The organism is Kitasatospora sp. GAS1066B, assembly GCF_041262605.1.
In the GTDB taxonomy this organism is placed as follows: Bacteria; Actinomycetota; Actinomycetes; order Streptomycetales; family Streptomycetaceae; genus Kitasatospora.
Window position 1 is genome coordinate 135022 of record NZ_JBGCCO010000019.1, and the last position, 17580, is coordinate 152601.

Below are 17580 nucleotides of genomic sequence, written 5' to 3' on the forward strand. Positions count from 1 at the left end.
CTAGGCGGCCACGTCGTGGAGAGTGCGATCCCCCGGATCACGGGTGATCGGCACGTGGCCCGGGCAGGACCACCTGCGGTGGTCCTGCCCGGGGAAGCGGGCCCGGAGGCCGGCTCCGGATCCGGTGCTTACTTCTTGACGAAGATGCTGTTCAGGTCGATGGTGCCGAGGACCTGGTTGTAGCCGACGCCGCCGAGACCGGCACCGTAGACGTTGAAGTACTTGTCGTAGTAGGTCGGGATCTGCGGGATGTCGGTGGCCAGGATCTTGTCCGCCAGCTGCATCCACTGCGCGTCCTGCGTGTTGATGTCCGTGATCTGGCCGATCCGGTCCATCTCGCTGTTCATCGCCGGGTTGTTGTAGTGCGAGTAGTTGTTCCCGCCGTCGCTGATCAGGCGGCCGTCCAGGGTGGGCGGGATGACGGTCGAGGCCATCGGCCAGTCCGCGGCCCAGCCGGTGCGGTACAGGTCGAAGCCGTTGTCGGCCTTGCCCACCTGGGTGTAGTAGCTGGTGGTGTCCAGCGGCTTGGCCTGGACGTTGAAGCCGGCCTGGGTCAGCGCGTCGGAGACGGCGGTGGCGACCTGCTGGCCGGTCGGGGTGTTGGAGTACGCGTAGACGATCGTGGTGTTGAGCTTGCCGGCGGCCTGCAGGATCGCCTTGGCCTTGGCCGGGTCACCGGCCGGGTTGGCCTTGATGCCCAGCGGGTCGGTGTCCTTCCAGCCGGCCACGGTCGGGCTGACCAGGTTGCCGGCGATCTCGCCGGTCGCGTTGCCACCGTTGATCTTCTGGACGTTGGCGACCGGGAACGCGGTCGCCAGCGCCTTGCGCACGTTCAGGTCGGTGACCCGGGTCATGTTGATGTCGTACGTGTCGACGAACGGCAGGAACTTGTTCATCGTGCGGCTCGCGTACTGCGGGTCGCTCTCGATGGTCTTGATGCTGGGGCCGTCGGCGTTGAGCGCCATGCTGACCGCGTACTTGTCGTCACCCTGGCCGGCCATCAGGCGCTGGGTCATCAGCTGGTTGTCGATGCCCAGGTCGAAGACCCAGCTGTCGACGTACTGGTGGCGGATCGGGTCGGTCTTCGGGTCCCACATGGGGTTCTTGACCAGGGTCAGGGTCTTGCCGGCCTGGTAGTTCGAGATCATGTAGGGGCCGATGGACTGCGGGTGCGCGTTGTACTTCGCGCCGTCGTCCTTGGACTTCTCGATCGCCGTGATGTTCGACATGCTCGCGGCGTAGGAGGCGTCGGTGTGGGCCGCCTGGAAGTGGAACGTGACGGTCTTGTCATCGGGGGTGCTGATGACACTGTCCGGCAGGTCGGTGCCGCTGCTCGGGCCCTTGTAGGTGGTGCGGTAGTTCGCGCCGGACAGCCAGGTCTGGAAGTAGACCGGACCCTGGGTCTGGTAGTCCTCGTACAGCCGCTCGACGGCGTACTTGACGTCCTTCGAGGTGATCGGGGTGCCGTCCTGGAACTTCAGGCCGTCCTTGAGGTGCCAGGTCCAGGTCTTGCCGCCATCGCTGGTGGTGCCGATGTCGGTGGCCAGGTCGCCGACCAGGGTGACCTTGCCGGTGGCCGGGTCGGTCTTGTAGCCGGTCAGCGAGCGGCTGTACAGGCTGCCGACTTCCTGCTGGTTGTTGACGTACTGCTGGCTCGGGTCCAGGTAGTCGAAGCCCGAGTTCTCGATGTCGTGCGCGGTGCCGCCGGTGACGGCGCCGGGGATCGCCGGGGCCGGGCCGACCGAGTCGGCGGCGGTGCCGGGCAGGAAGTTCTGCACGCTCGCCGAGGCCTGCGCGCCGGTGGTGCCCGCCTTGCTGGTGCCGCCCCCACCACAGGCCGTCAGCGTGAGCGCGCTGACCGCCACGAGCGCCGGCATGAGTGCTGCCTTGCGAAGTCTCATTGTTCCTACCTGTCACTGGTCATGTCGGGTCTGGCCAGCGCGGACCGGCGGGGCGGTACTGCCCCGGGGTGGCCGGACTGGGTTACAGGGGTCCTGCGGGGGTGATGTGGAGCGGCACTGCGGGTGGAGCGGCTTAGCGGATCGTCTTCGGGTCGAGTGCGTCCCGGACGGCGTCCCCGAAGAGGCTGAAGGCGACGGTGAAGATCGTCAGCGACAGACCGGGGAAGAGCAGGTAGGTCAGGTCGTTCTGGTAGTTGTGCACCGCGTCCTGGAACATCAGGCCCCAGTCGGGGGTGGGCTCCACCATGCCGACGCCGAGGAAGGAGAGGCCGGCCTCGGCGGCGACCATCGCCGGCAGCAGCAGGGTGACCTGCACCAGCATCGTGGTCGCCAGGTTCGGCATGAGCTCCTTGGTGATGATGCGCCAGGAGGAGGCGCCGGCGATCTTGGCCGCCTCGATGTACTCGCGCTCCCGCAGGCTCAGCGACATGCCGCGCAGCAGACGCGAGGTGGCCATCCAGCCGAGGAAGGCCTGCACGATGACGATCGCCATCACCCGGATGTGGACGGGGGTGGCACGGTCGGCCGGCACGAACATGTTCAGCACGACCGGGGTGAAGGCGATGTAGAACAGCTGGCTCGGCAGGCCGAGCAGCAGGTCGCTGAAGCGGCCGACCAGGTAGTCGAAGCGCCCGCCGAGGTAGCCCTGGGCCACGCCGATGACGATGCCGAGGATGCTGGAGACGATCGTGATCAGCAGGCCGATGCCCAGCGAGGTGCGGATCCCGTAGACCAGCTTGGAGAAGATGTCGAACCCGGAGGTCGGCGTGATGCCGAACCAGTGGGTCGCGTTCATCCCGCCGTTGGCGCCGATCGGCACGCCGAAGTCGTCCAGCAGGTTGGGGTCCCGGAGGCCGTACGGGATGTAGGGCGACTGACCTTCGAGGCCGGCGATGACCGGCGCGAGGATCGCGATCAGGATGAACGCGATCACGATGAAGGCGCAGACCACACCAGTGCGGTTGCGCTTGAAGCGGCTCCAGGCAATCTGGCGCGGGGTGCGCCCCAGGAGCGCAGCCGGCTTGTCGCCGCCGTCCCCTGTAGCGGACGCGACGAGGACCGGATCGGTCTCTGTCGTGTCCTCAGTTGGCGTCGTCATGGTGCGAAAGCTCCCGCCGGTGTGGTCTGTGCAGCAGCAACGTGGAAGAAGTTGGTCGAACGGACTCTCGCAACTCGTTTATCGAACGTCAAGAGTTTCTCTGTAGCTGGACAGGCAGTTTTGGCTTCGTTCTGGAATGTCCACCAGGTTGTAGCTTTCAACCACTTGACAACCCCCTGGTGAGACCTGCTAAATCGGACATATGCTGACAAAGCTCGTTCATAAGTTCGTAACGAGCACTTAGCAACACCGGTATCTGGACGCACGACCCCTACCTTTAGGAGGTTGACGCGCATAGATAAGGCTGTCCGTTTTGGGCAGATTGAGTGGATTACCCGCCGGTTTTCAGCGTTCGATAATCGGACGGATTTGGCGGGAAGCCGCCGCTGGCGACTATTCGTCACCCTTTGAGCGCCCTTCCCGGAATCCATCGGGTGGTTTGCTGCCCATCCCCGGTGTCGGTTACACGCCACTGGCGAGATGTCGCCGGTAAACGCGGTGGAGCCCCGGAACGAGAACGTTCCGGGGCTCCATTCGAGGCATTTTTGACATGCTCACATATGGAACTTGAAAGTGCGCTCCGCGACGCTGTTCTTGTCGTAGACGGAGGCGATCCCATCGGCCACGTCCTGGGTCGTGATGGTCGCCAAAGTACCGTCGGACTTCCGGAACTTGACCTTGTCGAAGGTGCTGCCGACGGCGGCGCCCAACTGGTCCAGATCCCACTTGGGGCCGATGTTCCCGCTGGCGTCCGGGGCCAGTGTCAGCGCCTTGGCCGCGATCGCCTTGGTGAAGACGAACCGGCGGCTACCGGTGGGAGACTGCACCGTGACATTGCCGCTGATGATCGCCTTGCCCAGCCCGTCGGCGGCCTGCTGCAGGGCCGTGGTGGAGACCTTGGGCTGGGCGGCCGTCACGGCCAGCGTGATCGGGGCGTCCGTCTTGCCGTTGGCCCGGTCCTGGTAGCTCTGCACCACCTGGTTGACGGCCGCGTCGCCGTTCACCGCCTGGCCGGCCTGCCCGGGCACCACCGTGGGGTCTCCGCTGTCGCTGAACTGGACGTACCCCTCCTTGAGCCCCTGCGCGGTGGACGCGGCCAGGCTGTCCAGTGCGGACTTGAGCTTGGCCCGGTCGATGTTCACCACCGGCGGTACGGCCTTGGAGCCGCCGGCCAGCGAGCCGATCACCGTCTGGGGGTTGTAGCTGTGCTTGGTCAGCCCGTCGACGGTGGCGGTGGTGTCGAAGCTCAGGCCGGCGGTGGTCGGGTCCAGCGGCAGCGTCTGGTCGCCGATCTTCAGCTGGATCGGCTGTGCGCCGATCTTGCCGACGGTGCCGTCGAGTTGGTGGACCGCCTGGTCGCGACTGTCCCCGCCGATGCCGGTGCCGAGCACGGTGGTGCCGCGCGGGACGTCGGCCTGGTTGAGCATCAGACCGGTGCCGTACGCGGCGGCACCCAGGAAGAGCACCCCGCCGAGCCCGGTGGCCAGCAGTTTCTGCGCCTTCGGGCGCGGCTTCGGCTTGGCGGCGGCGGGCGCCGGCGGCTTCGGCGCGGCAGGGGCCGGCTCGCTCTCGGGAGCGGCGGTCGGCGCCGGGGCTCCGAACGGGGCGCCGGCCGGCTCGGCGGCGGACGGGTTGAGCGTGCCGGGGGCGGGCGGGGGTCCGGCCGGGTACGCGGCGTTCGGCGCGCCGGCGGTGCCGCCCCACGCGTCGCCGGGCGCGGTGCCGTACCGGCCGGCCACCGGCAGCCCAGGTATGGCCTCCGCCGGCAGCTCGCCGGAGATCGGGTCGAAGCCGCCGATCTGGGTGTCCTCGGGCTCCTCGCCGTGCGGGCCGCGGCCGAACGAGCCCGGCGGGTTGACCGGCGGCTGCGGCTTGGCGAATCTGCCGGGTGCGCCCGGGGTGCCGGTGGGGCGGGGGTTGGCGGTGGTGCCGAACGGATCGGCGGTGGCGCCGTGGTCCGCGGCGGGCAGCGGCTGCGCGTGGTCGGGGGTGTACGGGGCCTCGGGGGCGCCCTGGTACGGGTCGCCGGCGTACGGGCCGGCGTTGGCGTACGGGGCGCTGCCCGGGTACGCGCCGCCGCCCTGGTAGCCGCCCTGGTAGTGGCCGGCGTACGGGTCGCCGCCCGCGTACGGGTCGGCCGGGTATCCCGCCTGACCGGGCGGGGCGAACGGCGAAGCCGGCGCGGCGGTCGGGTGGGGCAGCGGGGTCTGCAGGGTGCTCTCCGCCGAGAACACCGGCGCGGCCGGCGGTGCGGACTGCTGGTAGACCGATCCGGCGGGGGCGCCCTGGGCGGCCGGCGGTGCGGCGGCCGTGGGGCCGCTGCTCGGCACGCCGGTGCGCGGTACGGCCGAACCCACCGACTCGGGCCGGGACTTCTGCCGCGGCCGGAACCACTCGCCGGTCGACTCCGCCTCCGAGCTCTCCGGCGCGCCCTGCGGCGTGCGCCACTCGGCCGGCAGGTCCGGGGGCGTGGCGCTGTGCCCGCCGGCCTCCATCACCCCGAGCACGGGCGAGGCGGGCGGCGCCGCGCGGTGCCGCGGACCACCGACCGCCGGCGGCTCGCCGCCCTGCTCCTCGGGCTTGACGGTGCTGCGCACCACCACCGGCGGGATCGGCCGGGAGCCGGGGATGTTGATCGAGATGCGGGTGGTCAGCGTGGTCTCGGTCTTGGGGACCTCGTCGTCGCCGGCCCCGGTGCTCCCGGCACCCGGCGCGCCCGGCTGCTGCACCCGCGCGGCGGGATCGGCGGCGAACGGGTCGAAGCCGTTGCCCAGCCCCGGGATGCCGTACGGCGGGGTGCCCGACGGATAGGCGTCGGCCCCCTCGCCGGTCCTGTGGCCGGGGGTCGCCCCCCGCCGAGAGGACGGGTAGGCGCTGTCAGATTCGCGGCTGCTCAATGCTGCTCTGCTCCGGGTTCGCGGCCGGACGGCTCGTCCGACGTTGCTGCGGCACCACCATACTGGGAACGCCAGGGTGGCGAACTGCTTCCCTTAGAACCCGATACGTCCGGTTCCAGAACCCGAAACGTCCGGTTCGGCAACGCCGAGCCTACGGGCCCCGCACGCTGACTGCCCGTCGGCCCACGGTCCCTCAGTCGCGCTGGCGCGGGATGCCGAAGGAGAACGGCGCGCGGGTCGGCAACAGCGCGCAGACGAGCCCCGGCACCCAGCCGAGCAGCACGAACGCGTAGGCGTCCGCGTAGGCGGCGAGCACGATGTCGCCCTCCGGGCGCGGTGGCAGCATCACCAGCACGACCAGGAACCAGCCGACCAACGGGACGCCCGAACCGAGCTTGGTGCCGGTCAGCCGCAGGCCCGCGTAACAGACGGCGCCGTTGGCCGCCAGGGCGAGCAGCAGGCCGAGCGGACTCCACAGAGCCTGCACAAAACAACCGCAGAGCGAGACCAGCGCGCCGAGCACCAGCAGCACCGCGTAGCACAGGATGCGGACCCGCTTGGGGGGCAGCGGCTCGGCCAGCCGCTGCGCGCGGGTGCCGAGCAGCGTGTGCAGCGGGTTGTTCATCGGGTCTCGGCTCCGGCTTCCTCGGTGCCGGGCAGCCCGGCGAACAGGTCGGTCAGCGGTCGGTCGGGGCCGGCCTCGCCCTGGGCCAGCTGGTAGTACTCGTCGACCACCAAGGGCTGCCAGCGGTCGTTGCTGAGCGCGAAGAAGCCACCGTCCACGGTGATCTGGGTGACGTGCGCGCGCATCGCGGCGGCCTTGCGGTCGCCGTACGCCGCGCCGTCCAGCGCCGCGTCGACCAGCTCGTCGCCGACCACGCCCGGCACCTCGTCGGGATCGGCGGCCAGCGGGAAGCGCTCGGCGGCCGCCCGCAGTCCGGGCAGCAGCACCGAGCGGGGCATCCGGTTCCAGAAGGTCCTGACGATCCGCCAGGCCGCGCCGAGCTCGGGACGGAAGGCGGGGTCGGCGGCGAGTTCGGCGGCGCGGGTCGCCACCCGGTGCGCCTGGATGTGGTCCGGGTGCCCGTAGCCGCCGCGCTCGTCGTAGGTGACCAGCACCTGCGGGCGCACCTCGCGGATCACGGCGACCAGGTGGCCGGCCGCCTCGTCCAGCTCGGCCTGCCAGAAGCAGCCCGGGCGCTCGTTGTCGGGCTCGCCCATCATGCCGGAGTCCCGGTACCGGCCGGGTCCGCCCAGGAAGCGGAGGTCGGACACGCCGACCTCCCGCAGCGCGGCGGTCAGCTCGCCGATCCGGTGCGCGCCCAGGGTGTCCTGCCGGTCCGCCGTCAGGTGGGCGAGCCCGGGCGGGATCACCTCGCCGCCCTCGCCGAGGGTGCACGTCACCAGGGTCACCTGGGCGCCCTCGGTGGCGTAGCGGGCCATGGTGGCGCCGTTGCCGATCGACTCGTCGTCGGGGTGGGCGTGCACCAGCAGCAGGCGGCGAGCGGCAGCGGCGGTCATGGGGAGCAGCCTAACCACCGCTGCCGGGTGGCCCGGCGCCGCCGTCAGAGCTTCAGGTCATTGAGCATTCCCGCCAGGTTGCTGGTCACCTGCTGGATCGAGGGGGCGATCGAGCTGGAGGCGAGGTAGAACCCCAGCAGCGCGCAGACGATCGCGTGGCCCAGCTTGAGGCTGGAGCGGCGGACCAACACCACCACGATGACCAGCATCAGCATGGCCGCGGAGATGGACAGAGCCATGACGGCTCACACCCCTTCCCGGGTGTGCCGCCCTGGGCGGGCGGCGGCTCGGACTGTGCGGGACAGTGGCGATCCGGACATCGACCATCCGGATCACTCCACTAGGAATACCCGATCAGTGAGCTCGGCATTACTGTCCGTGAGTCCGGGGTGTCCGGATCGCGGGGGCGTCCAGGGGGCGCAAGGCCCGGTCGGAGGGGGTGTGCGGGGCTGACCGGGGGACTTCCCGGGGCTGCGCCGAACGAGTGATCATCGGGGGGCGGACGCCGTAGGGTGCGGCCATGACCAATGACGTTCACGCCGCTACCACCGCTGCGGACACCTTCCCCCGGCAGTACGCGCGGACCCTGCGCTACACCGTCGGCCAGCCCCGTTCCTTCGCCGTGGCCCCTGACGGCGCCCGGGTCGTCTTCCTGCGTTCGGACACCTCCAGGGCGGGCGGTGGCGCCCGGGCCAACCTGCTCTGGACCCTCGACCCGGCCACCGGCGCGGAGGCCGTCGCCGCCGACCCGCTCGCGCTGCTCGGCGGCGGTGACGAGGACCTCTCGCCCGCCGAGCGGGCCCGCCGCGAGCGCAGCCGGGAGGGCTCGGCCGGCATCGTCGGCTACGCCCTGGACAGTGCGGCCGAGCTCGCCGCCTTCGCGCTCTCCGGACGGCTCTTCGTCGCGGACCTGGTCGGCGGCGGCGCCCGCGAGCTGCCCGCGGGCGGCCCGCTGCTCGACCCGCGCCCCTCGCCCGACGGCCGCTGGATCGCCTACCCGACCACGGGCGGCGCGCTGCGCCTGATCGCGGCCGACGGCAGCGGCGACCGTGCGCTGGCCGAGCCGGAGGCCGCCGGGGTGACCTGGGGCCAGGCCGAGTTCATCGCCCAGGAGGAGATGAACCGCGACCGCGGCTACTGGTGGTCGCCCGGCGGCGATGCGCTGCTGGTCGCCCGGGCCGACGACACGCCGGTCCAGCGCTGGTGGATCGCCGACCCGGCCAACCCGCAGGCGGTGCCCGCCGAGGTCGCCTACCCGGCCGCCGGCACCGCCAACGCCGAGGTCACGCTCTGGCTGCTCGGCCTGGACGGCTCGCGCACCGAGGTCGTCTGGGACCGGGCCGCCCACCCCTACCTCGGCCGGGTGCACTGGTCGGCCGGCGGCCCGCCGCTGCTCCTGGTGCAGGCCCGCGACCAGCGCTCGCAGCTGCTGCTCACGGTCGACCCGGTCACCGGCGCCACCAGCGAGCTGCTCACCGAGCGGGACGCGGCCTGGCTGGAGCTCTTCACCGGCGCGCCGGCCTGGACGCCGGACGGCCGGCTGCTGCGGATCAGCGACGAGCCCGGCCACCGTGCGCTCTTCGCGGGCGAGGCCAAGCTCACCGACGACACCCTGCACCTGCGCGCGGTGCTGGCGGTCGAGGCCGAGCAGGTGCTCTGCCTGGCCAGTGCCGGCGAGGGTGCCGAGGACCAGACCCCCGGCCTGCAGGGCCTCTACGCCGTGCCGCTGGACGGCTCGGGCCCGCGCCTGCTGCACCGTGGCGCGGCGCTGGACGCGGTGCGCGGGGGCGAGGTCACCGTGCTCTCCAGCGCGGCCCTGGACCGCCCGGGCCGCCGGGCCGAGGTGCTGCGCGGGGCGGAGCGGCTCGCGGTGATCGCCTCGCACGCCGAGACGCCGGTGCTGACCACCCGACCGCAGTTCCGGCTCGCCGGCGAGCGCCGGATCCCGGCCGCGGTGGTGCTGCCGACCGGCTACGACCGCGAGCGCGACGGCCTGCTGCCGGTCCTGATGGACCCGTACGGCGGGCCGGGCGCCGCGCTGGTGACGCAGGCTCACAACGCCTTCCTCACCTCGCAGTGGTTCGCCGACCAGGGCTTCGCGGTGGTGGTCGCCGACGGCCGCGGCACCCCGGGGCGCAGCCCCGCCTGGGAGAAGTCGATCGCCTTCGACTTCGCCGGGGTGACCCTGGACGACCAGGTCGAGGCGCTGCACGCGCTGGCCGAGGAGTTCCCGCTGGACCTGGCCCGGGTGGCGATCCGCGGCTGGTCCTACGGCGGCTACCTCTCCGCGCTCGCGGTGCTGCGCCGTCCCGACGTCTTCCACGCGGCGGTGGCCGGTGCCCCGGTGACCGACTGGCAGCTCTACGACACCCACTACACCGAGCGCTACCTGGGCCACCCCAGCGAGCGGCCCGAGGTCTACCAGGCCAACTCGCTGATCGCGGACGCGCCCAAGCTGGAGCGGCCGCTGATGATCGTGCACGGCCTGGCGGACGACAACGTGGTGGCCGCGCACACCCTGCGGCTCTCCTCCGCGCTGCTGGCCGCGGGGCGTCCGCACACCGTGCTGCCGCTCTCCGGCGTCACCCACATGACGCCGCAGGAGCAGGTGGCGGAGAACCTGTTGCTGCTCCAGGTCGACTTCTTGAGGTCCGCGCTGGGGCTGTGAGTGTGGGGGCGGCATGACATCCGTCATACGCAGGACGCGACGGTGCGCACTGCCGCCCCCACCCCGTCAGCGGGAATCCTGGTCGGGTCAGCACGGATCCGAAGCGGACGACGAGACGGGGAGGCGCCATGGCCGAGGAAGTGGCCGCGTTCAGGCAGGTCAGCAAGAGCTACGGGCGGGTCAGGGCGGTGAACGGCCTCGACCTGGCGCTGTATCCGGGTCAGACCGTGGCGCTGCTCGGTCCCAACGGGGCGGGCAAGTCCAGCAGCCTGGACCTGCTGCTCGGGCTGCGCGAGCCCGACCAGGGGCAGGTCACCCTGTTCGGCGCCGCGCCGCGGGCGGCGATCGAGGCCGGGCGGGTCGGCGCGATGCTGCAGAGCGGCGGGCTGATGACCGACGTCAAGGTCCGCGAGCTGGTCCAACTGGCCTGCGACGTCCACCCGCGCGGCCACCGGGTCGCCGAGGTGCTGCGCGACGCCGGGATCGAGGAGATCGCGGAGCGCCGGGTGGACAAGCTCTCCGGTGGTCAGGAGCAGCGGGTCAGGTTCGCGCTGGCGGTCGCCGGTCAGAACGACCTGATCGTGCTGGACGAGCCGACCACCGGCATGGACGTGTCGGTCCGTCAGCAGTTCTGGTCGGCGATGCGCCGGCAGGCCGAGCAGGGCCGCACCGTCCTCTTCGCCACCCACTACCTGGAGGAGGCCGACTCGATCGCCGACCGGGTGCTGGTGCTGCACCGCGGGCGGTTGATCGCCGACGGCTCCTCGGCCGAGATCAAGGCCAAGGCCGGCGCCCGCCGGGTCAGCTTCGAACTGCACGACGCGGACGGCCTGATCGAGGAGGCCGCGTTGCGCGCGCTGCCCGGCCTGGTGGCGCTGGAGGTCAGCGGCCAGGGCACCGGGGTGCGCACCGTGCGGATCCGGTCCACCGACGCGGACGCCGTGGTGGCCGCGCTCTACCGGACGGGCTGCTACCCGCGCGGTCTCGAGGTCACCAGCCTCGGCCTGGAGCAGGCCTTCCTCACCATCACCGGAGAACAGGACGAGCAGGACTCGCAGACCGCGAGCCCCAGCGGGACGGAGAGCGTGCGATGACCACCCTGATCAAGCTGGAGATCCTGCGCACCCTGCGCAACCGGCGGTACCTGTTCTTCACCGTCCTCTACCCGGCGCTGATGTACTTCTTCTTCGTCAGCGCGTACGGCAACGGCATGCCCGGCGGGGTCAGCGCCAAGTCGTACTTCATGGTCTCGATGGCCACCTTCGGCGCGGTCGGCGCGGTGCTCACCGGCAGCGCGCAGCGGATCTCGCTGGAGCGCAAGAGCGGCTGGGTGCGCCAGCTGCGGCTGACCGCGCTGCCCGGGCGGGCTTACGCGGTGGCCAAGATCTGCTCCTGCGCGGCGACCACGCTGCCGGCCATCGTGGTGGTCTTCGCGCTCGGCGCGGCCGAGGGCGTGCGGCTGGAGGCCGGGCAGTGGCTGGGGCTGGTCGCGGCGATCTGGCTGGGCAGCTTCGTCTTCGCGGCGCTCGGAGTCGCGCTCGGCTACGCGGCGGAGCCCAGCGCGGTGCAGCCGATCGTGATGATCGTCTACATGCTGATGTCCGCCTTCGGCGGCACCTGGTTCCCGGTCTCCGGGACGCTGAAGAGCATCGCCCGGTTCAACCCGGTCTACCTCTACAACCAGCTGGCCGCCTTCATCCGGCCCGGCGTCGGGTTCGACACCACGGCCGCCACCGGCATGCTCGGCTTCCTGGTGGTCTTCGTGGCCGCCGCCGGCGTCCTGTACCGCCGGGACACCAGGCAGGCATGATGTCCCGCATGCCCGCCGCGCCTTCGGACCACCGACCCGACCAGCTCGGGCAGGAGGGCCGGCGGCGCTCCCATCCGCCGTCCTATCCCGGCTCCACCCCGGAGACCCGCAGGCAGACGCTGGTGAAGCTCTGCTGGATGCTGCTGTGGATGGCCTACCTGTACTACCCGGTGCGGGACCTGCTGACCGGCGGCTACTGCGTGCCGGTGCAGGTGGTCGGCTGGGCGGCGCTGGCGATCTTCCTCGGCGGCTACCTGGTCCTGGTCTTCTTCCGCTCGATGCGAGGCGTCCTCTGGCCGGGGAGCTACCCGCTTCTGGCGCTGATGGCGTCGATCGCGGTCATCACCGGGTGCACCCTGAGCGGCAACTGGCTGGGCCTGTTCCCGTACCTGTCGGTCGCGGTCGGCGCGGTGCTGCCGCTGCGGATCGCGCTCACGGGAGTGGCCGTCACCACCGCGGTGGTGGCCGTGGAGGGGCTGGCGACCGGCGCCGGCAGCGGGTCGCTGGCCAGCCTGTTGGTCCCGACCTTCCTCAGCGGAGCGGCGATGACCGGCATGCAACGGCTGGTCGGCGCGATGCGCGAGCTGCGCGAGGCACGCGAGACCGCGGCCCAGCTGGCGGCCGCCGAGGAACGGCTGCGGATGGCCCGCGACCTGCACGATCTGCTCGGGCACTCGCTCTCGCTGATCACGCTGAAGAGCGAGCTGGCCGGGCGGTTCATGGACGCCGAGAAGGGCGAGGCCGCCCGGACCCAGGTGGCCGAGATCGAACAGGTGGCCCGGCAGTCGCTGATCGACGTGCGCAGTGCGGTGAGCGGCTACCGCAAGCCCACCCTGCCGGTCGAACTGGCCGCCGCGCGCAGCGCGCTGGCCGCCGCGGGGGTCGGCCTGGTGGCGCCGGCCCAGCTGGCCGAGGACCAGCCGGGGCTCGGCGCCGCCGAGGCCGAGACGCTGGCCTGGGTGCTGCGCGAGTCGGTGACCAACATCGTCCGGCACGCCGCCGGTGCCACCCTCTGCAGCCTGGCCCTGGACGAGACCTGGGACGGCGACGGCGCCCGGTTCGTGGTCCTGGAGATCACCGACAACGGCCGCGGGCCCGGCAAGTCGGCCCCCGGCAACGGCCTGTCCGGGCTGGACGAGCGCCTCGCGCTGGTCGGCGGCCGGCTGGAGGCCTCGCCCGGTCGCGGCGGCAAGGGCTTCCGGCTACGAGCACTGGTGCCGCTCGGTGTCAAGGTCACCACTTAGCCAACGTTAGGGTCGGCCGCATGACTGATGATCAGAGCGCGGGCGGTATCCGGGTACTGCTCGCCGAGGACCAGGGGATGGTCCGGGAGGCGCTGGCCGCGCTGCTCGGGCTGGAGGGTGACATCGACGTCGTCGCGCAGGTGGGGCGCGGGGACGAGGTGGTCGAGGCCGTCCTCGCGCACCGGGTGCAGGTGGCGGTGCTGGACATCGAGATGCCCGGGATGACCGGGATCGAGGCGGCGGCCGAACTGCGGCGGCGCAGCCCGGGCACCAGGGTGGTGATCGCCACCACCTTCGGGCGGCCCGGCTACCTGCGCAAGGCGATGGAGTCGGGGGCGGACGCGTTCCTGGTCAAGGACGCGCCGGCGGCCGAGCTGGCCGAGGCGGTGCGCAGGGTGCTGCGCGGCGAGCGGGTGATCGACCCGACGCTGGCGGCGGCCGCGCTGGCCGAGGGGGCCAACCCGCTGACCGGGCGCGAACTGGAGGTCCTGGCGGCGGCCGCGGACGGTGCGGTGAACGCCGAGATCGCCCGCCGGCTGCACCTGTCCGAGGGCACCGTACGCAACTACCTCTCGATGGCGATCCAGAAGACCGGGGCCCGCAACCGCGCCGAGGCGGTCCGGATCGCCGAGGCGAAGGGGTGGATGTGACGGTGGGTCAGGACGGGATCCGGGGGCGGGCTCAGTTCAGCCGGTGCCGGGCCGCCCTGGCGTCCCGGCGGACCCGGGCGGCGGACTCCGGGTCGAAGGCGTCCAGGATCCGCGCGTAGTCGTCCATTTCGGCCGCGCCGCCGAGGAAGTCGCCGGTGCGGACCAGCAGTTCGGCCCGCTCCAGGCGCAACTGGGCCGGGTGGCGCGGGAGCAGCAGGGACAGCTCGGTCGCCCAGAGCTGGACCCTGGCCTGCTCCGGCCGCTCGCCGGCCCAGGCCCGGATGTTGCCCAGTACCCGCAGCGTCACGTCCAGCGGCTGGGCCGGTGTCAGGAGTTCGGGCGTGAAGCGGTGCCCGGCGGCGATCACGATCGCGGCGGCATCCTCGGAGGAGAGCAGCCGGCCGCCGTGGAAGGGGTCGGCCAGCACGTACTCGTCGTCCGGTACCGGCCCGCCGACCGCGACGATGAAGTGGCCCGGCAGCGCGATGCCGTGCACGGTCAGCCCGGCCCGGGCGGCCACCGCCGACCAGACCAGGGACAGCATGATCGGCAGCCCGCGCCGGCGCCGCAGCACCTCGGGCAGCAACGAGGACTCCAGCCGCCGGTAGTCCGAGGGCTGCCCGTGGAAGCGGTCGCGCCCGCCGAGCACCGCCGCCAGCAGCGCGGCGGTCTCCTCGGGGGTGGCCGGACAGCGCTCGGCCACCGCGTGGCGCACCGTCGCCGCGTGCCGGTCCAGCGCCGCGTGGCAGGCGGCCAGCAGCGCCTCGAGGGTCGGCGGCGGCTGCGGGTCGTCGTCCGGGGGCCAGCCGGAGTCGGCCAGGGTGTGTTCGGCCGCGGCCAACAGGCAGAGCAGCACCGGATCGGGCTGCTCGGACCTGGCCTCGGCGCGGAAACGGGCTCTGCTCTGCTCGGTCACGGTGGCTGCGGCGGCTTTCGTGCGTGACGGCTCTCGGCGTGCGGGGCTCACTGGTTCCCGGGCTGTGGTCAGCCCGTCTGGGCAACGGCGTCTGCGGGGAACCTACGCGGACGGGTACGCCTGCGGAAGACAGGCGTAGTGGTAAGTGTGACTGGTCGTGAAGCCGAGTCCGTCATAGAGCGTGAGCGCACCGCTGTTCTCGGCCTCCACCTGCAGGTAGGCGCCGCGCGCGCCCTCCTCGGCGGCGCGCGCCGCCAGCGCTGCCATCACGGCCGTCGCCAGGCCCTGCCGGCGTGCCTCGGGGCGCACCTCGACGGCCCCGAAACAGGCCCACGGACCGTCGATGACGCACCGTCCGATCGCGAGCGGCGCCGGGCCGTGCGGGTCGGGCACGGTCGCGAACCAGACCGAGGGGCCGCCGTGCAGCACCTGGCGGGCGGCCCGGTCCTGGGCCGGATCGCCGCTCGCCCGCCGGTAGACCGAGAGCCAGTCGGCGCCCGCCTCGCGGGACAGTCGCACCCGGTCGGCAGCGCCGCCGCGGCCCGCTTCGACCAGCGCGGCCGGCGACGCGGTGCGCACCTGGGTGGGGGAGTACCTGGCGCCGAGCAGGTCCAGCTGCTCGGTCAGTCCGGCCGGCGAGCCGGGCACGGTCACCTCGAGCCAGGCGGGCAGCGCGCGCTCGGCGTACCAGGCCCGGACCCGGTCCAGGGCCTGCGGCAGCGGCAGGCCCGGGTCGCCGAGCGCCTGCACCGAGTTGGCCCGGCGGGTGAAGCCGGCCGAGGCCCGCAGCGTCCACTCGCCGAGCGGCTGCTGCTCGACGGCGGGCCAGCCGCGGGCGGCGATCCGCTGCAGTTCGACGGGGTCGACCGCGGGCAGCGGCACGGTCCTGGCGGGGAAGAGCGGGACCACCTTGCCGGCGACCAAGCGATTGACCGGAATCCGCGTTTCGGAGCGGTCCCTGGCGACTACGATCAGCTCATGATCGTTCCACGAAGTGAGCACACCGATCACATCGCGGAACGACGCCCGCCCGGTGGCCGGGTCGACGGCCGCCTCGATCCGCCGTACCGAGACGCGTCGTCCCACGTCAGAGGGGTCTATCCGGACCTCGGGTTTGGCGCCGACCGGAATCGGGGTGCCGCTCAAGCTGACCTCCGGTGCATTTGTGGTCTCTGACCCGCGATACTAGGGGCGGGCATCGACGACGCCGCGCTCACCCGCGCACGCAAGAAGATAGTTTGGGCACCGGCCCAACCGAGGAGGAACGACAGCGTGACCTACGTCATCGCGCAGCCTTGTGTCGACGTCAAGGACAAGGCGTGCATCGAAGAGTGCCCGGTTGACTGCATCTACGAGGGCGAGCGCTCGCTCTACATCCATCCGGATGAGTGTGTCGACTGTGGCGCCTGTGAGCCGGTCTGCCCCGTCGAGGCGATCTTCTACGAGGACGACACCCCGGAGGAGTGGAAGGACTACTACAAGGCGAACGTCGAGTTCTTCGACGACCTCGGTTCGCCCGGTGGTGCCTCCAAGCTCGGCCTGATCGAGCGGGACCACCCCTTCATCGCCGCCCTGCCGCCGCAGAACCAGGACGAGCACTGAGCCAGTGAGCACCAACGAACCGCGCGCGCCGTTTCCGGGTCACCCGGGGGCGGCGCGCCGCGTATCCGATCTGTTGCCGGTCTTCCCCTGGGACAAGCTGGAGCCGTACAAGGCGACGGCGCTGGCCCACCCGGACGGGCTGTGCGACTTCTCCGTGGGCACGCCGGTGGACCCGGTCCCGGAGCTGATCCAGAAGGCGCTGGCGGCCTCGACCGACACCCCCGGCTACCCGACCGTCTGGGGGCCGCTGGAGCTGCGCGCGGCGATCGCCGACTGGCTGCGGCGGCGCTGCGGCGCCGAGGTCGAGCCGACCGCGGTGCTGCCGACCATCGGCTCCAAGGAGCTGGTGGCCTGGCTGCCCGGGCAGCTCGGCCTGGGCCCCGGTGACCAGGTGGCCTACCCGCGGCTCGCCTACCCGACCTACGAGGTCGGCGCCCGGCTCTGCGGCGCCGAAGCGGTCGAGTACGAGGACGTCGCGGAGCTGGACCCCGCGCGGGTTCGGCTGCTCTGGCTGAACTCGCCGTCCAACCCGACCGGTCGGGTGCTGACGGCCGATCAGTTGCGGCGGACCGTGGCCTGGGCCCGGGAGCACCGGGTGCTGCTGGTCAGTGACGAGTGCTACCTGGAGCTGGGCTGGGAGGCGGAGCCGGTCTCGGTGCTGCGCGCCGACGTCTGCGGCGGCTCGCACGAGGGGCTGCTGGCCGTGCACTCGCTCTCCAAGCGTTCCAACCTGGCCGGTTACCGCGCCTCCTTCGTGGCGGGCGACCCGGTGGTGGTGCGGGAGTTGCTGGAGATCCGCAAGCACGGCGGCATGATCGTGCCGGCTCCCGTGCAGGCGGCCACCATCGCGGCGCTCGGCGACGACGCGCACGTGGCGGAGCAGCGGGCCCGGTACGCGGCGCGGCGTGCGGCGCTGCGTGCGGCGCTGGAGGGGCACGGGTTCCGGATCGAGCACTCCGAGGCCAGCCTCTACCTGTGGGCCACCAGGGACGAGCCGTGCTGGGAGACCGTGCGGCACCTGGCCGAGCTGGGCATCCTGGTGGCGCCCGGGGACTTCTACGGGCCGGCCGGTGAGCGGTTCGTCCGGGTCGCCTTCACGGCGACGGACGAGCGGGTCGCGGCGGCGGTGCGGCGGCTGGGGGGCTGACGGGCGTGGGCCGTCGGCAATGTGCCGGCGGTGTCGCGCTGACGTCAGCGGGATGACGTCATCCC

Annotated in this window: 15 protein-coding genes; 7 read left to right on the forward strand and 8 right to left on the reverse strand. The window is 72.1% G+C overall.

Annotated elements, in window-relative coordinates:
* Positions 1-128: 128 nt before the first annotated feature.
* From ABH937_RS22120 to ABH937_RS22145, 6 genes are all read right to left on the reverse strand, one after another.
* Complete coding sequence (locus ABH937_RS22120) at positions 129-1877, reverse strand: ABC transporter substrate-binding protein (protein WP_280687745.1); 1749 nt, start codon at positions 1875-1877, stop codon at positions 129-131.
* 157 nt (positions 1878-2034) lie between these two features.
* Positions 2035-3060: an ABC transporter permease gene (locus ABH937_RS22125; protein ID WP_280687744.1), complete on the reverse strand. Its 1026-nt coding sequence runs from the start codon at positions 3058-3060 to the stop codon at positions 2035-2037.
* A gap of 554 nt (positions 3061-3614) precedes the next feature.
* Positions 3615-5957 carry a peptidoglycan binding domain-containing protein gene (locus ABH937_RS22130; protein ID WP_370219178.1) on the reverse strand — a complete coding sequence of 781 codons (2343 nt, stop codon included), beginning with the start codon at positions 5955-5957 and terminating at the stop codon, positions 3615-3617.
* Between the two features lie 193 nt (positions 5958-6150).
* Positions 6151-6582 (reverse strand): DUF6113 family protein, encoded by a 432-nt coding sequence (locus ABH937_RS22135; RefSeq protein WP_280687740.1) that lies wholly within the window; start codon positions 6580-6582, stop codon positions 6151-6153.
* Positions 6579-7478 (reverse strand): N-acetyl-1-D-myo-inositol-2-amino-2-deoxy-alpha-D-glucopyranoside deacetylase, encoded by a 900-nt coding sequence (gene mshB / locus ABH937_RS22140; protein ID WP_280687738.1) that lies wholly within the window; start codon positions 7476-7478, stop codon positions 6579-6581. Before mshB ends, ABH937_RS22135 begins: the two co-directional genes overlap by 4 nt.
* Positions 7479-7522: 44 nt before the next feature.
* Positions 7523-7717 carry a DUF2304 domain-containing protein gene (locus tag ABH937_RS22145; RefSeq protein WP_280687736.1) on the reverse strand — a complete coding sequence of 65 codons (195 nt, stop codon included), beginning with the start codon at positions 7715-7717 and terminating at the stop codon, positions 7523-7525.
* 281 nt (positions 7718-7998) lie between these two features.
* On the opposite strand from ABH937_RS22145, the gene ABH937_RS22150 reads away from it, so the two are divergent.
* From ABH937_RS22150 to ABH937_RS22170, 5 genes are all read left to right on the forward strand, one after another.
* Positions 7999-10146, forward strand: a complete 2148-nt coding sequence (locus ABH937_RS22150; RefSeq protein WP_370219179.1) for a prolyl oligopeptidase family serine peptidase — start codon at positions 7999-8001, stop codon at positions 10144-10146.
* Positions 10147-10274: 128 nt separating this feature from the next.
* Positions 10275-11240 carry an ABC transporter ATP-binding protein gene (locus ABH937_RS22155; RefSeq protein WP_280687733.1) on the forward strand — a complete coding sequence of 322 codons (966 nt, stop codon included), beginning with the start codon at positions 10275-10277 and terminating at the stop codon, positions 11238-11240.
* Positions 11237-11956 (forward strand): ABC transporter permease, encoded by a 720-nt coding sequence (locus tag ABH937_RS22160; protein ID WP_370219180.1) that lies wholly within the window; start codon positions 11237-11239, stop codon positions 11954-11956. The genes ABH937_RS22155 and ABH937_RS22160 overlap by 4 nt, the downstream gene beginning before the upstream one ends.
* A gap of 8 nt (positions 11957-11964) precedes the next feature.
* Positions 11965-13200 carry a sensor histidine kinase gene (locus ABH937_RS22165; protein WP_370219181.1) on the forward strand — a complete coding sequence of 412 codons (1236 nt, stop codon included), beginning with the start codon at positions 11965-11967 and terminating at the stop codon, positions 13198-13200.
* 20 nt (positions 13201-13220) lie between these two features.
* Positions 13221-13850, forward strand: coding sequence for a response regulator (locus ABH937_RS22170; protein ID WP_370219182.1), 630 nt, complete (start codon positions 13221-13223; stop codon positions 13848-13850).
* A gap of 31 nt (positions 13851-13881) precedes the next feature.
* Here ABH937_RS22170 and ABH937_RS22175 read toward each other — a convergent pair whose 3' ends face one another.
* Both ABH937_RS22175 and ABH937_RS22180 read right to left on the reverse strand, forming a co-directional pair.
* Positions 13882-14766 carry a transglutaminase family protein gene (locus tag ABH937_RS22175; RefSeq protein WP_370219183.1) on the reverse strand — a complete coding sequence of 295 codons (885 nt, stop codon included), beginning with the start codon at positions 14764-14766 and terminating at the stop codon, positions 13882-13884.
* A 102-nt stretch (positions 14767-14868) separates the two neighbouring features.
* Positions 14869-15852, reverse strand: a complete 984-nt coding sequence (locus tag ABH937_RS22180; protein ID WP_370219184.1) for a GNAT family N-acetyltransferase — start codon at positions 15850-15852, stop codon at positions 14869-14871.
* 186 nt (positions 15853-16038) lie between these two features.
* Between ABH937_RS22180 and fdxA the strand changes: the two genes are divergently transcribed.
* Both fdxA and dapC read left to right on the forward strand, forming a co-directional pair.
* A complete protein-coding gene (gene fdxA, locus ABH937_RS22185; RefSeq protein ID WP_266294097.1) occupies positions 16039-16368 on the forward strand; it encodes a ferredoxin in 330 nt (109 codons plus the stop codon).
* Between the two features lie 4 nt (positions 16369-16372).
* Positions 16373-17515 (forward strand): succinyldiaminopimelate transaminase, encoded by a 1143-nt coding sequence (gene dapC, locus ABH937_RS22190; RefSeq protein WP_370219185.1) that lies wholly within the window; start codon positions 16373-16375, stop codon positions 17513-17515.
* Positions 17516-17580 lie beyond the last annotated feature (65 nt).

Coding starts and splice junctions, on each gene's coding strand:
- ABH937_RS22120 (WP_280687745.1), bottom strand. CDS start 1,877: ATGCCGGCGCTCGTGGCGGTCAGCGCGCTCACGCTGACGGCCTGTGGT.
- ABH937_RS22125 (WP_280687744.1), bottom strand. CDS start 3,060: ATGACGACGCCAACTGAGGACACGACAGAGACCGATCCGGTCCTCGTC.
- ABH937_RS22135 (WP_280687740.1), bottom strand. CDS start 6,582: ATGAACAACCCGCTGCACACGCTGCTCGGCACCCGCGCGCAGCGGCTG.
- mshB (WP_280687738.1), bottom strand. CDS start 7,478: ATGACCGCCGCTGCCGCTCGCCGCCTGCTGCTGGTGCACGCCCACCCC.
- ABH937_RS22145 (WP_280687736.1), bottom strand. CDS start 7,717: ATGGCTCTGTCCATCTCCGCGGCCATGCTGATGCTGGTCATCGTGGTG.
- ABH937_RS22150 (WP_370219179.1), top strand. CDS start 7,999: ATGACCAATGACGTTCACGCCGCTACCACCGCTGCGGACACCTTCCCC.
- ABH937_RS22155 (WP_280687733.1), top strand. CDS start 10,275: ATGGCCGAGGAAGTGGCCGCGTTCAGGCAGGTCAGCAAGAGCTACGGG.
- ABH937_RS22160 (WP_370219180.1), top strand. CDS start 11,237: ATGACCACCCTGATCAAGCTGGAGATCCTGCGCACCCTGCGCAACCGG.
- ABH937_RS22165 (WP_370219181.1), top strand. CDS start 11,965: ATGCCCGCCGCGCCTTCGGACCACCGACCCGACCAGCTCGGGCAGGAG.
- ABH937_RS22170 (WP_370219182.1), top strand. CDS start 13,221: ATGACTGATGATCAGAGCGCGGGCGGTATCCGGGTACTGCTCGCCGAG.